Below are 13,851 nucleotides of genomic sequence, written 5' to 3' on the forward strand. Positions count from 1 at the left end.
GATCTTAGAGCAGGCGGACCGCATTCGCGGAAAGATTGGTCCACCGGACGGGTGACTTCTTCACCACATCCCCTGATCCGGGGGCCTCGATCATCATGCCGTCGCCCAGGTACAGGGCCACGTGCGAGCCGCCGTCGGTGCCGTAGAAGATGAGGTCGCCGCGCTGCATGTCCGAGACGGGGACCGGGGTGCCTCGCAGGTACTGGTATCCCGTGTAGTGCGGGAGCTCGACCCCGGCGCCGGCGAAGGCGTACTTCACCAGTCCGGAGCAGTCGAAGCCGGCGAGCTGGTAGTCGCCGTAGGAGTCGGCGATGCCGCCGTCACGGGTGCCCTGCGTGGGTCCGGAGGCGTCGCCGCCTCCCCAGGCGTAGGGCGTGCCGATCTGCGACTCTGCCCGGGCGATGACACCCTCGATGCCGCTTTTCGACGGCTGTTCATACGCCACCGCCGAGGCAAAAAGTTCGGAGGACAGGTTGGTCTGGGCGATCGCCGGGCTGACGCCGGCGAAAAGGGACACGACTGAGACTGCGGCGAGGGTCGCCGAAATCCGCCGCATGCGGAATGTGGGGGCCACGAGAAAACTCCTCAAAAATGCCCGAGGTCAAGGTGGCAGACCTGACCGGGCGTACATTGGTGGGTACGTCAATAACGCGGCCCACGGCAGGTGCCGTTGGTCCCGGCAGGCCCCTCTCACGCGCGGCGTGCTTCCCCACATGCCTGAGTAAGAGCGACGACGACAGTCAAGTCGTCGAGCCTGACGGTTCCGGGACATCCTGTGCCCCGCGAGCCAACACGAGAACCATAAGTCACAAAATGGTCAAGGGACACTCCTTTAACTTGAGTCCATGGCAGCACAGTCAGCCCCGCCCTTAACAAAGGCGGGGTGGCCTGCAGTTTTAGGACACGTCCATACGAGGGTGACCTTGGTCACACTGTAACCAAATCGTGTCTTTCCTATTGGGTCAAGCCTGTGGACCTGACGGAAACGGCGGTCCACGCCACCACCGCCAGCAGAGCCAGCGCGGCGACCGCCGCGAGGGCCAGCCACGGCATGTCGAAGGAGCCCACCTCCCCGAGGAACTCCCGGACCCCCACGACATAGTCGGGCTGCGCGACGAGGTGCTCCTGCGCGCTCTCCAGCGAGGATCGGGAATGCACATGGCTGACCGCGGCCAGGGCGTCGGGACTGCGCACGATGACGGTGTCCAGCTCGGAGGCGTCCAGCACGTCCTGCGCGAGATCACGTAGCCCGGCAGGGGTCTCGCCGCCCGGCGGGGTGATCACGATCCCGGTCCCCTCGTCCAGCGCCTCGACGAGCTGATCCTGTAGGGCCGGGTCGTCCGGGAGGTCGGCGAAGGCGACCTGGTCGACACTCAACTGGTGGGCGAGCTCCGCAGGATCAGTCATGGCGTCCACGCTAGCGGTCGCGGAGAACTTTTCGGGGGTGGTGGAGCGTGTCGAATTCAAACAGAACGCTCGTACCGTTAGAATCTCCGGCAGACGCGAGTCTAGGACCGTAAAGTAGAACGTTGAACCGCCCGCACTAACACCCAATGCCCGGGGTTCGACCGTGAAAGTCAAAGAAATGGAGCTCACTGTGACTGAGAGCAAGAACTCCTTCAACGCCAAGCGCACCCTCGAGGTCGGAGATAAGTCCTACGACTACTTCGCCATCGACGCCGTGCCCGGCATGGAGAAACTGCCCTACGCCCTCAAGGTTCTCGGCGAGAACCTGCTGCGTACCGAAGATGGCAAGAACGTAACCCAGGATCACATCAACGCGATCGCCAACTGGGACCCGCAGGCTGAACCCGACACCGAAATCCAGTTCACCCCGGCCCGAGTCCTCATGCAGGACTTCACCGGTGTGCCCTGTGTCGTCGACCTCGCCACCATGCGCGAGGCCGTCTCCACCCTCGGCGGAAACCCGGACCAGGTTAACCCGCTGAACCCCGCCGAGATGGTCATCGACCACTCCGTGATCACCGAGGCCTTCGGCCGCCCCGACGCGCTCGAGACCAACGTCGAGATCGAGTACCAGCGCAACGAGGAGCGTTACCAGTTCCTGCGCTGGGGTGCGGAGAACTTCTCCAACTTCCGCGTGGTTCCCCCGGGCACCGGCATCGTCCACCAGGTGAACATCGAGTACCTGTCCCGCGTCGTCTTCGACAACGACGGACTCGCCTACCCCGACACCTGCATCGGCACCGACTCCCACACCACCATGGAGAACGGCCTGGGCATCCTGGGCTGGGGCGTCGGCGGCATCGAGGCCGAGGCGGCCATGCTCGGCCAGCCGGTCTCCATGCTCATCCCCCGCGTCGTCGGCTTCAAGCTCACCGGTGACATCCCGGTCGGCGTCACCGCCACCGACGTGGTCCTCACCGTCACCGAGATGCTGCGTCAGCACGGTGTCGTGGGCAAGTTCGTCGAGTTCTACGGCGACGGCGTCAAGTCCGTCCCGCTGGCCAACCGCGCCACCATCGGCAACATGTCCCCCGAGTTCGGTTCCACCGCGGCGATCTTCCCGATCGACGAGGAGACCATCAAGTACCTCGAGCTCACCGGCCGCGACAAGGAGCAGACCGCCCGCGTCGAGGCCTACGCCAAGGCCCAGGGCATGTGGCTGGAGCAGGGCGCGGCAGAGGCCGAGTACTCCGAGTACCTCGAGCTCGACCTCTCCACCGTCGTTCCCTCCATCGCCGGCCCGACCCGCCCGCAGGACCGCATCCTGCTCAGCGAGGCCAAGGACACCTTCCGTACCCAGCTCTCCGACTTCACCCAGGACGAGGTGTCCGAGGACAAGTCCGTCCACGGCGAGAAGATGGGCGCCGAGGGCGAGAACCAGTTCGAGGACGCCAAGGCTGCGGCCGCCGACTACAACGCCGCCTTCCCGGGCCGCGGCGAGTCCGCAGCCACCGGCGCACAGGGCCGTCGTTCCCACCCGGTGACCGTCGAGTCCGGTGCCGGTGGACAGTTCGAGATCGACCACGGCATGGTCGCCATCGCCGCGATCACCTCGTGCACCAACACCTCCAACCCCTCCGTCATGGTCGGTGCCGGCCTGCTGGCCCGCAAGGCCAACGAGTTCGGCCTCAAGCCGAAGCCGTGGGTCAAGACCATCATGGCTCCGGGCTCCCAGGTCGTCGACGGCTACTACAAGCGCGCCGACCTCTGGAAGGACCTGGAGGCCGTCGGCTTCTACCTCGCCGGCTTCGGTTGCACCACCTGCATCGGTAACTCCGGCCCGCTGCCCCAGGAGATCTCCGAGGCGGTCAACGACAACGACATCACCGCCACCGCGGTCCTGTCCGGTAACCGTAACTTCGAGGGACGCATCTCCCCCGACGTGAAGATGAACTACCTCGCCTCCCCGCTGCTGGTCATCGCCTACGCCCTGACCGGCACGATGGACTTCGACTTCGGAACCCAGGCCATCGGCCAGTCCCAGGACGGCAAGGACATCTTCCTCAAGGACCTCTGGCCCTCCACCGAGGAGATCGAGGAGACCATCTCCAAGGCGATCTCCCGCGAGCTCTACGTCGAGGACTACGCCGACGTGTTCAAGGGCGACGAGGCCTGGCAGAACCTGGACATCCCGACGGGTAAGACCTACGAGTGGAACGACGAGTCCACCTACATCCGTAAGGCCCCCTACTTCGACGGCATGCCCGCCGAGCCGACCGGCGTCGAGGACATCACCGGCGCCCGCGTGCTGGCCAAGCTGGGAGACTCGGTCACCACCGACCACATCTCCCCCGCGTCCTCCATCAAGCCGGGCACCCCGGCGGCGAACTACCTCGACGAGCACGGTGTCGAGCGCCAGGACTACAACTCCTTCGGTTCCCGTCGTGGCAACCACGAGGTCATGGTCCGCGGCACCTTCGCCAACATCCGCCTGCGCAACCAGCTGGTCGACGTCGCGGGTGGTTACACCCTCGACTTCACCAAGGACGACGCTCCCCAGGCCTACATCTACGACGCCGCCCAGAACTACCACGAGCAGGGCACCCCGCTCGTCGTTCTGGCCGGTAAGGAGTACGGCACCGGCTCGTCCCGTGACTGGGCCGCCAAGGGCACCAACCTGCTCGGCGTGAAGGCCGTCATCACCGAGTCCTTCGAGCGCATCCACCGCTCGAACCTCATCGGCATGGGCGTCATCCCGCTGCAGTTCCCGGCCGGCGAGTCCCACGGCTCCCTCGGCCTGGACGGCCACGAGACCTTCGACATCTCCGGCATCACCGCGCTGAACGACGGCGAGACGATCCCGAAGACCGTCAAGGTCACCGCCACCAAGGAAAGCGGTGAGACCGTGGAGTTCGACGCCACCGTCCGCATCGACACCCCGGGTGAGGCCGACTACTTCCGCCACGGCGGAATCCTGCAGTACGTGCTCCGCCAGATGGTCAAGTCTTAACTGACTTCGCCCTCCGGTTGACCTGAAAGGGGGTCCGCGCCGCTCGTCGGTGTCCGGGCCCCCTTTCTTCGTATCCAAGAAAGGCCTGCCTCGCCATGCCCATAGTGAGTGAGTCCGAGCTCGAACGTCGCCGACAGGAGATTCTCGAGGCCGCCCGGACCTGTTTCGCCAGGTACGGCTACGAGGGTGCCACCGTCCGCCGGCTGGAGGAGGCCAGCGGCAAGTCCCGCGGCGCCATCTTCCACCACTTCGGCGACAAGGAGAACCTCTTCCTGGAGATTGCCCGCGCCGACGCGGACCGGCAGGCCGACGTCGTGGCGAGGGACGGCCTCATTGAGGTCATGCGGGGCATCCTCCGCGACCCCAGTCACCACGAGTGGCTGGTCACGCGGCTGGAGATCGCCTCGATGCTGCGCACCGACACCACGTTCCGCGCCAAGTGGCAGCAGCACCAGGAGAGCCTCGATGCCGCGGTCCGGGAGAGGCTACGGAGCAACCTGGCCAGGGACTCCATGCGCACCGACGTCTCCGTGGACGTGCTCCAGGCCTTCCTGGAGACGCTGATGGACGGTTTCATCACCCGGCTCTCCTCCGGCCAGGATTTCGCGGAGATGGAGAAGGTCCTCGACCTCGCCGAGGGTGCGATCCGCGGAAACTAACCCGCGGGGGTCATCCCGGCGAGATACCTGCGCGCCGCGAGACGCTGCAGGAATCGCACGGGGGCGAGGTCCGGGCGCGAGATCGCCGTGACAAAACCGGTGACGGTGCCCGAGGCGTCGATACGCACGACAAAACTCTCCTCGCCCTCCTCCGGGTGCTGTTGTTTGGCGACGTACGTGAACACGTATTCGTCGGCGCTGAGCTCCTCGTACGCGACGCGGCAGTGAAAGTTCAGCCCGAGCAGCGTCATCCGCACGTCCTCGCCCTCGCGGTGGAGGCGGATTCCGGCGGCACGGTGCGCGCGGCCGGAGCGGAATCGTTCGACCGCCTCCTCAAAGTCGGCTCGGCCGCGGCCGAGGACCCGGCTCTCCCGCAGGACGGCCCAGCCGGGGACGGCTCGGGGGGCGTCGATAAGCCAGTAGCTGCCCGTGGTCACCGTCGCGCGACCAGCCAGTACGCCGCCGGGCCGACGCCGTTGACCGCCTGGGCGAGGACCCAGAGCCACTTCGGTCCGCGCAGCGAGGCGGCCGGACGGCGGAGAATGTCCGCCAGCGCGGCGGACTTCGCCGCGAGGTCGAGCGCGGCCACACTCACCGCGGCCACCCGCACGCCGGTGGGGAGGTCGCTGATTTCGGCACGGATCTGATCTCTGGTGATGCCCATGCGACCCGAGCCTAGCCGCGCCGCGTTAGGATCGAGCCCATGTTTGCCATCACCACGGTCACCGGAGCCGATCACACGGGAATCATCGCCGCCGTCACCACGGAGCTCGCCCACAGCGGCGTCAACATTCTCGACGTCTCCCAGACGATCATGGACCAGTGGTTCACCATGATCCTGCGGGTGGAGCTGCCCGACGACAACGTCTCGGCACTGCAGTCACGGCTGGATGAGGTGGGTCAGCGGGAGAAACTGGTCATCCGGGTCCAGTCGGAGAACCTCTTCACCGCCGTCAACGAGATCTAGGAACACCCATGTCTCTCGAGTTCCAGTCCCGCGGCATTCTCGACACGATCGAGATGATCGAGAAGTACCGCCTGGACATCCGCACCGTCACCATGGGCATCTCACTGCTCGAATGCTCCCGCTCCACCATGACCGAGACCGCGCAGGCCGTCTACGACCGGGTCACCACCCAGGCCAGCCGCCTGGTCGAGGTGTGCCGCGGCATCGAGGGAGAGTTGGGCATCCCCATCGTCAACAAACGCATCTCCGTCACCCCGGTGTCGCTCATCACCGCGGCCGACGGCGGCGATCCGGTCGAGGTCGCCCGCGCGTTGGACCGCGCCGCCCGGGAGGTCGGGGTCAACTTCATCGGCGGTTACTCCGCGCTGGTGGAGAAGGGTGCGACCACGGCGGAGAAGCGGCTGATCCGCTCCCTGCCCGAGGCCCTGTCCACCACCGACGTCGTCTGCGGATCGGTGAACATCGCGTCGTCACGCGCCGGCATCAACATGAACGCCGCCGCCGAGATGGGACGGGTGATCAAGGAGGCCGCCGAGGCGACCAAGGACAACAACGCCATCGCCTGTGCCAAGCTCGTCGTCTTCGCCAACGCCGTCGGTGACAACCCGTTCATGGCCGGCGCCTTCCACGGCGTAGAGGAGCCGGACTGCGTCGTCTCCGTCGGTGTCTCCGGACCGGGCGTGGTCAACCGCGCGCTGGGCAACCTCCGGGGAGCCTCGCTCAACGAGGTCGCCGAGGAGATCAAAAAGGCCGCCTTCAAGATCACCCGCGCCGGCCAGCTCGTGGGCAACCTCGCTGCCGGGCGCCTCGGGGTGCCGTTCGGCATCGTCGACCTGTCGCTCGCACCCACCGCCGAGGTGGGTGACTCCGTGGCCAACATCCTGGAGAACATGGGCCTGGACCAGGTGGGCACCCACGGCACCACGGCCGCGTTGGCGCTGCTCAACGACGCGGTGAAGAAGGGCGGCATGATGGCCTCCGCCAGAGTCGGCGGGCTCTCCGGGTCCTTCATCCCCGTCTCCGAGGACGAGGGCATGATCAACGCGGTGCGCTCCGGCGCGATCTCCGTGGACAAACTCGAGGCCATGACGGCCATCTGCTCGGTCGGCCTGGACATGGTGGCCATCCCCGGCGACACCCCGGCCGAGATCATCTCAGGCATGATCGCCGACGAGGCCGCCATCGGCGTGATGAACCACAAGACCACCGCCGTGCGGGTCATCCCCGCCCCCGGCACGAGCGCCGGCGACGAGGTCAACTTCGGCGGGCTGCTGGGTTACGCGCCCGTCATTCCGGTCAACGAGGTGGGCAACGCCGCCTTCATCAACCGGGGTGGATTCATCCCCGCGCCGGTGCACGGTTTCCGTAACTAAGGTTTCGCCTGCTAAAACTAGTGGATTAGCTTTCACCCCGTTGTCCAGCAGGCAAGCAGGATTCCCCCATGTCGGTTAACGCCACCCACGACCCAGGTCTGAAACGATCGCTGTCGATGCGCCACCTCACCATGATCGCCATCGGCGGATCCATCGGCACCGGGCTCTTCGTAGCCTCCGGTGCCACGGTCTCCGAGGCCGGGCCCGGCGGCGCGCTCGTCGCCTACGCCCTCGTGGGTTTCATGGTGTGGCTGGTCATGCAGTCACTCGGTGAAATGGCGGCGTACCTGCCGGTCGCGGGCTCCTTCCAGGAGTACGGCTCCCGGTTCGTCTCCCCCTCCTTCGGTTTCGCCATCGGCTGGAACTACTGGTTCAACTGGGCCATCACCCTCGCCGCCGAGCTCGTCGCCGCGGCCCTGGTGATGAAGTTCTGGTTCCCCGACACGCCCGCGGTCGTGTGGTCGGCGCTCTTTCTCCTGCTGGTCTTCGGCCTGAACGCGCTATCGACGAAGGCCTTCGGCGAGAGCGAATTCTGGTTCGCCTCCATCAAGGTCATCACCGTCCTGGTGTTCCTCGCGCTCGGGCTGGCCATGATCCTGGGCATCCTCGGCGACGACTCCCCCGGGTTCGCCAACTGGGTCACCGAGGACGCCCCCTTCGTCAACGGCGGGCTCGGCGTGCTCGCCGTGGTCATCGCCGCCGGCTACTCCTTCCAGGGCACCGAGCTCGTCGGTGTCGCCGCCGGCGAGGCGGAGGACCCGGAGCGCACCCTGCCGCGGGCGATCCGCACGATCTTCTGGCGCATCCTGCTCTTCTACATCGGCGCCATCGCCGTCATCGGTTTCCTCATCCCCTACACGGATCCCCGGCTTCTCGACGCCTCCGAGGACAACATTTCCGTCTCCCCCTTCACGCTCGTCTTCGACAACGCCGGCATCGCCATCGCCGCGGGTGTCATGAACGCGGTGATCCTCACCTCAGTGCTCTCCGCGGGCAACTCCGGCCTCTACGCCTCCACCCGCATGCTCTACTCCATGGCACACGAGGGGCTGGCCCCGAAGTTCTTCGGCAAACTCTCCGGGCACCGCGTCCCCATGCGCGCGCTCGTGGTCACCGCGTCGGTGGGCATGGTCGGCTTCATCACCTCGCTCATCGGCGAGGGCACGGCGTATGTCTTCCTGCTCACCATCAGCGCCCTGGCCGGGTTCATCACCTGGATCGGCATCGCCTACTGCCACGTGAAGTTCCGCGCGGCGCTCAAGGCGCAGGGCATTCCGCTCTCCGCGCTGCCCTACCGCGCGACCTTCGGCGCCACCGGCTCTCTCGTGGCGCTCATCCTCTGCATCCTGGTGGTCCTCGGGCAGGCCTACTCCCCGATCATCAACCACGAGAACCTCGTGGCCATCCTCAGCCCCTACCTGGGCATCCCAGCCTTCCTCGCGCTCTGGCTGGGCCACAAACTGATCACCCGTTCCGTCCCCGTCGATCCCGCGCACGCCGACCTCACCCGCGCAGACAGGTAATCGCCCCCATGGCCGCAGAATTCAAACCTTTCCTCCTCATCAGCACCCGGCCCGAGGACGATGCCTCGGCCGCAGAACTGGTGAGTTTCCGCGAGAAGATGGGGCTTATCGACGACGAGATCATCCAGATTCGCCTGGAATCCCGCCCCCTGGGTGACTTCCGCATCGACGACTACTCGGGAATCGTCCTCGGCGGCTCGCCCTTCAACAACTCCGACGAGGTCAAGTCCGAGCTGCAGCAGCGGGTCGAGGCCGACATCGCGCGGATCATGGACGAGGTCCTCGCGCGGGACTTCCCGCTGTTCGGCGCGTGTTACGGCATCGGCGCGGTGGGCACCTCCATCGGTGCCCTGGTGGATCCGACGTACGGGGAAACCGCGTCCGTCGTCGCCATCTCTCTCACCGACGAGGGCAAGGTCGACCCCGTGCTCGAGGGCATGCCGCCGACCTTCCGGTCCATGGTGGGCCATAAGGACGCCATCACCTCCCTGCCCGACCGGGCCGTCCTCCTCGCCTCGGGCGAAGCGTGCCCGGTGCAGATGTTCCGGGTGGGCAAGAACGTCTACGCCACGCAGTTCCACCCCGAGCTCGACCCGGAGGCCTTCGCCTACCGGCTGCGTGTCTACGAAGGCCGGGGCTACTACGCACCCGGCGAGCTGGACAGCATCATCGCCACCACCGTCAACGTCGACCTCACCGTGGACGATCTGCTGCTGCGCAACTTCGCCCGGCTCCACCGCCAGCCGCTCGCGAGCACCGACTAACCCGCGTTTTTAAAAGGTCACACTTCTGCGTCAATATCAGCGTTTATGACCGGGAGCATTCCACAGTCGGCCGGGAAACTACGGGGCCGACTAGGGGGTGAATAAACCGCGGGGAATCATCCCCTGAGTTACGCATATTTCCGCCCCCGGGCGCTATGGTTATCCCTCGTGTCCGAAAACGTTCAGCTACTCCGGAAAAACAGCCGCATCCGCTCGATAGAGGGCCTCGACGGGGTGCGCGGCCTCGCCGTCACCGCCGTGCTCATCTATCACTTCTTCGGTGACTGGCTACCAGGTGGTTTCCTCGGGGTCGACGTGTTCTTCGTCCTCTCCGGCTTTCTCATTACCTCGCTTCTTCTCCGGGAATTTGTCTTCACAGGCGGAATTGACCTGGTGGGATTCTGGCGTCGCCGGGTGCGCCGAATTCTCCCTCTCGCGGTGCTGGTGCTTGTCGCCACAACCGTGGCCGTCGGACTCATCGGCGGCGACGTCGCCGTGCAACTGCGTTCGCAGTTCTTCTCCACTTTATTTTTTGTCAACAACTGGGTGCAGATCGCGCAGGGCCAGAGTTACTTCTCCGATTCCGCCGTCCAGGTCACGGCGCACTACTGGTCGCTGGCCATCGAGGAGCAGTACTACGTCTTCTGGCCGCTGATCGTCGCCGGCCTGCTCTGGCCGCTGCGCAACCGGGTGCGCCAGCGCACGCTGCTGCTCACGGTCTCCCTCGTGCTGCTCGTCGCCTCCGTCGCGCTGATGGCCCTGCTGTACACCCCGGGCGAGGACGCCTCCCGCGTCTACTACGGCACGGACACCCACATGTTCGGCCTGCTCTTCGGCTCGGTGCTGGCCATGCTGCTCACCAGCGACAACCCCGGTTCCGCCAACTACTCCTTCCCCTCCGGCCGGGCGCTCTTCCGGCGCCAGTGGGCCGCGGACTGGATTCCCGGTCTCGCCCTGCTGGGCCTGCTCATCCTGCTCGTCACCGTCGACGCCACCACGCCGTGGCCGTACTACGGCGGCATCGCCCTGTCGACCCTGCTGACCACCATCGTCATCGCGGGCGTGGTGCAGGGAGGCAACGTCGTCGACGAATGGTTCTCGGTCTCGACGCTGCGGTGGATCGGCAAACGTTCCTTCTCCATCTACCTGTGGCACTGGCCCGTCGTCACGATCCTTCGCGCCGTCCTCCCCCCGGACAATGCCTGGCTGCCCGGCGTCCTCGCGGTGCTGATCACCCTGGTGCTCTCAGAGCTGTCCTACCGTTTCGTGGAGAACCCCTTCCGTCGCCGCGGCTGGCGTGCCACGATGCGCTCGCTGTTCGGCCGGCCCTTCTGGCGGGCGCTTGTCGCGGGCCTGGTGTCCCTCGCCCTGCTCGCCGGGGTGGTGTACGCCCTGATCACCGCGCCCTCGAAGACCCAGCTCGAGCTCGACCTGGAGGAGATGCAGCAGAGAGCCGCGCCGCAGGGTGCCCCGCCGGTGCAGCAGGCTCCGCCGAAGCCCGACCGCGAGGTTCCCGAGGGCACACAGATCACCGCCATCGGCGACTCCGTCATGCTGGCCAGCCAGGCCGCCCTGCAGGAGGAGTTCCCCGGCATCTGGGTCGACGGCGCGGTCAGCCGCCACTACACGGAGGGCCTGGCCATCCTCCAGCAGATGGACGCGGCGGGCACGCTCGGCCAGGTGGTCATCATGGGCTTCGGCACCAACGGCCCATCCTTCGGCGCGGGTAACGAGGAGATGCTCGACGAGATTCGCGAGACCGTCGGCCCCGACCGCCTGCTCATCTACATGCTTCCCTACGGCGATCGCTGGTACATGGCCGACGCCGAGTCGGAGCTGCTGGAAGAGGCCGCGGAACAGGACAACGTCTACATTGCGGACTGGTGCCACGCCGCGCGCGACAACACCACGCTGCTTCGCGACGATCTCATCCACCCCACCGCCGAGGGCGCCTACGCCTACTCCGGCGCGATCGCCGAGGCCATTGACCAGTGGGTCAACGACGAGAAGGTCGACCCAGGCTATTGCGGGGTGTAAACCCGGCTAGGCCAGCTCGACGATCTCCATGTACTCGTCGTTCCAGAGGTCCTCGTCGCCGTCGGGCATGATGATCACACGCTCGGGCTCCAGGGCGCGCACGGCGCCCGGGTCGTGGGTGACCAGCACGACGGCGCCCTTGTAGGTCTTCAGCGCATCGAGGACCTGCTCACGCGAGATGGGGTCGAGGTTGTTGGTGGGCTCGTCGAGAAGCAGCACGTTCGCGCGCGAGGACACCAGGGTGGCCAGCGCGAGGCGGGTCTTCTCACCACCGGAGAGGGTGCCGGCGGGTTGCTCGAGTTTGTCGCCCTGGAACATGAACGCGCCGAGAAGGGAACGCAGGTCCTGCTCGTTGGCGTCGGGACAGGCCTCGATGGTGTTGCGCCAGACGGACTTGTCGCCGTCGATGGTGTCGTGCTCCTGGGCGAAGTAACCCACCTTGAGGCCGTGGCCGGAGACGATTCCGCCCTCGCCGTCGGTGCGCTCCACGCCGGCGAGTAGCTTGAGCAGGGTGGTCTTGCCGGCGCCGTTGGTGCCCAGGACGACGACGCGGGAGCCCTTGTCGATGGCCAGGTCCACACCCGCGAACACCTCGAGCGAGCCGTACATCTTGGTCAGGCCCTTGGCGTGCATGGGCGTCTTGCCGCAGGGGGCGGGGTCCGGGAAGGAGATGTTGGCGACCTTGTCGTCGACACGCACGTCGTCGAGCTGGTTCATCATCCGGTCCGCACGGGCGAGCATCTGCTTGGCGGCGGCGGCCTTGGTGGCCTTGGCGCCGAGCTTGGCGGCCTGCTTGTGCAGGGCCGCGGACTTCTTCTCGGCGTTGGCACGCTCGCGGCGGCGACGGGTCTCGTCGAGGGCGCGGGCGTCCTTGTACTTCTGGAAACCCATGTTGTACACGTCGGCCTCGGCGCGCACGGCGTCGAGGTACCAGATCTTGTTGCACACGTCCGAGAGCAGGTCCACGTCGTGCGAGATGATGATGAGCCCGCCCTCGTGCTTGGACAGGAATCCGCGCAGCCAGGTGATGGAGTCGGCGTCCAGGTGGTTGGTGGGCTCGTCGAGAAGCAACGTCGTCGCTGACTTGCCGGAGCCGTTCGAGGCGGCGAAGAGGATCTGTGCCAGCTCCACGCGGCGGCGCTGACCGCCGGAGAGGGTCTTCAGCTGCTGGTCGAGCACCCGGGGCTCGAGGCCCAGGTTGTCGCAGATCTGAGAGAGTTCGGACTCAGCCTCGTACCCGCCGAGCGACTGGTAACGCTCCTCCAGGTTGGAGAACTTGCGGATGGCCTTGTCTAGCTTGTCGCCCTCCGAGTTGGACATGAGGTCCTGCTGCTTCGACATCGCGCGGCCGATTTCGTCGAGGCCACGCGCGGAGAGCACCCGCTCGCGGGCGGTCTGCTCGACGTTGCCCTCCTTGGAGTCCTGCGGGAGGTAGCCGATCTCGCCGGTGCGGGTGACACTGCCGCCGTAGGGCTGCGTCTCCCCCGCGAGGATGCGCATCGTGGTGGTCTTGCCCGCGCCGTTGCGCCCCACGAGTCCGACCCGGTCGCCCGCCTGCACACGCAGATGGGCGCCCGGAGCATTGAGCAGGGTCCGGGCGCCGACACGTACTTCAAGATCTTTGGTGGCAATCACAAGGTGCCACCCTATCAGCCCTGTCAAACAGGATTAAACCAGCTTATCGACGCTGTTTGCCCAGCGTCCGGCTTAGACAGCGAAGCCGAGTGCGCGCAGCTGTTCGCGGCCTTCCTCGGTGATCATGTGCGGGCCCCACGGCGGCATCCACACCCAGTTGAGCAGAAGCTCTTCGGCGGTGGTGTTGCCGAGGACCGCGGCGGTGGCCTGGTCCTCGATGACGTCCGTGAGCGGGCAGGCCGGTGAGGTGAGGGTCATGTTGACCACGGCGGTGTCGCGGCCGTTCTCGTCGGTCTCGATCCAGATGTCGTAGACGAGTCCGAGGTCGACGACGTTGATGCCGAGCTCCGGGTCGATGACGTCGCGGAGGTACTCCTCCACCTCTCCGGCGAGCTTGAGCTGCTCGTCGGACTGCTCCGGGCGCTCGCGGGCGCCGTCGAAGCTGGAGTTCGGGCTGGGGCTGGGTTCGGTCATGG

Annotated in this window: 12 protein-coding genes and 1 pseudogene; 7 read left to right on the top strand and 6 right to left on the bottom strand. The window is 66.4% G+C overall.

The window, feature by feature from the left end; translation table 11 throughout:
- Positions 1 to 4 precede the first annotated feature (4 nt).
- Positions 5 to 415 (bottom strand): annotated as a pseudogene (locus CDOO_RS07270) (NlpC/P60 family protein); the annotation flags it as partial.
- A gap of 539 nt (positions 416 to 954) precedes the next feature.
- The gene (locus CDOO_RS07275; RefSeq protein ID WP_026159313.1) at positions 955 to 1,407 is read right to left on the bottom strand and encodes an Rv1476 family membrane protein; all 453 of its coding nucleotides are present in this window, start codon (positions 1,405 to 1,407) and stop codon (positions 955 to 957) included.
- A gap of 190 nt (positions 1,408 to 1,597) precedes the next feature.
- Between CDOO_RS07275 and can the strand changes: the two genes are divergently transcribed.
- Positions 1,598 to 4,417, top strand: coding sequence for an aconitate hydratase (gene can / locus CDOO_RS07280; RefSeq protein WP_211209007.1), 2,820 nt, complete (start codon positions 1,598 to 1,600; stop codon positions 4,415 to 4,417).
- Between the two features lie 95 nt (positions 4,418 to 4,512).
- The gene (locus CDOO_RS07285) at positions 4,513 to 5,076 is read left to right on the top strand and encodes a TetR/AcrR family transcriptional regulator (protein ID WP_018021679.1); all 564 of its coding nucleotides are present in this window, start codon (positions 4,513 to 4,515) and stop codon (positions 5,074 to 5,076) included.
- On the opposite strand, the gene CDOO_RS07290 is transcribed toward CDOO_RS07285, so the two are convergent.
- Together CDOO_RS07290 and CDOO_RS07295 are read right to left on the bottom strand one after the other, a co-directional pair.
- Entirely contained in the window at positions 5,073 to 5,513 is a 441-nt protein-coding gene (locus tag CDOO_RS07290) for a DUF1990 domain-containing protein (protein WP_018021680.1), read from the bottom strand. The genes CDOO_RS07285 and CDOO_RS07290 overlap by 4 nt on opposite strands.
- On the bottom strand, positions 5,510 to 5,740 hold the full coding sequence (locus CDOO_RS07295; RefSeq protein ID WP_018021681.1) for a PLDc N-terminal domain-containing protein: 231 nt from the start codon (positions 5,738 to 5,740) through the stop codon (positions 5,510 to 5,512). Before CDOO_RS07295 ends, CDOO_RS07290 begins: the two co-directional genes overlap by 4 nt.
- A gap of 39 nt (positions 5,741 to 5,779) precedes the next feature.
- On the opposite strand from CDOO_RS07295, the gene CDOO_RS07300 reads away from it, so the two are divergent.
- The 5 genes from CDOO_RS07300 (at position 5,780) to CDOO_RS07320 (ending at position 11,740) form a co-directional block, all read left to right on the top strand.
- On the top strand, positions 5,780 to 6,043 hold the full coding sequence (locus CDOO_RS07300) for an ACT domain-containing protein (RefSeq protein WP_018021682.1): 264 nt from the start codon (positions 5,780 to 5,782) through the stop codon (positions 6,041 to 6,043).
- An 8-nt stretch (positions 6,044 to 6,051) separates the two neighbouring features.
- Entirely contained in the window at positions 6,052 to 7,416 is a 1,365-nt protein-coding gene (locus tag CDOO_RS07305) for a PFL family protein (RefSeq protein ID WP_018021683.1), read from the top strand.
- Positions 7,417 to 7,484: 68 nt separating this feature from the next.
- A complete protein-coding gene (locus CDOO_RS07310) occupies positions 7,485 to 8,939 on the top strand; it encodes an amino acid permease (RefSeq protein ID WP_020384588.1) in 1,455 nt (484 codons plus the stop codon).
- An 8-nt stretch (positions 8,940 to 8,947) separates the two neighbouring features.
- A complete protein-coding gene (locus CDOO_RS07315; RefSeq protein WP_018021685.1) occupies positions 8,948 to 9,703 on the top strand; it encodes a glutamine amidotransferase in 756 nt (251 codons plus the stop codon).
- 168 nt (positions 9,704 to 9,871) lie between these two features.
- Entirely contained in the window at positions 9,872 to 11,740 is a 1,869-nt protein-coding gene (locus tag CDOO_RS07320; protein ID WP_020384589.1) for an acyltransferase family protein, read from the top strand.
- 6 nt (positions 11,741 to 11,746) lie between these two features.
- Here the strand turns inward: CDOO_RS07320 and CDOO_RS07325 are convergent, their stop codons facing one another.
- Together CDOO_RS07325 and CDOO_RS07330 are read right to left on the bottom strand one after the other, a co-directional pair.
- Complete coding sequence (locus CDOO_RS07325; protein WP_018021687.1) at positions 11,747 to 13,375, bottom strand: ABC-F family ATP-binding cassette domain-containing protein; 1,629 nt, start codon at positions 13,373 to 13,375, stop codon at positions 11,747 to 11,749.
- 72 nt (positions 13,376 to 13,447) lie between these two features.
- Positions 13,448 to 13,849 (bottom strand): metal-sulfur cluster assembly factor, encoded by a 402-nt coding sequence (locus CDOO_RS07330; RefSeq protein WP_018021688.1) that lies wholly within the window; start codon positions 13,847 to 13,849, stop codon positions 13,448 to 13,450.
- Positions 13,850 to 13,851 lie beyond the last annotated feature (2 nt).

Origin of the sequence: Corynebacterium doosanense CAU 212 = DSM 45436, assembly GCF_000767055.1 — a bacterium.
GTDB classification, from domain to species: domain Bacteria; phylum Actinomycetota; class Actinomycetes; order Mycobacteriales; family Mycobacteriaceae; genus Corynebacterium; species Corynebacterium doosanense.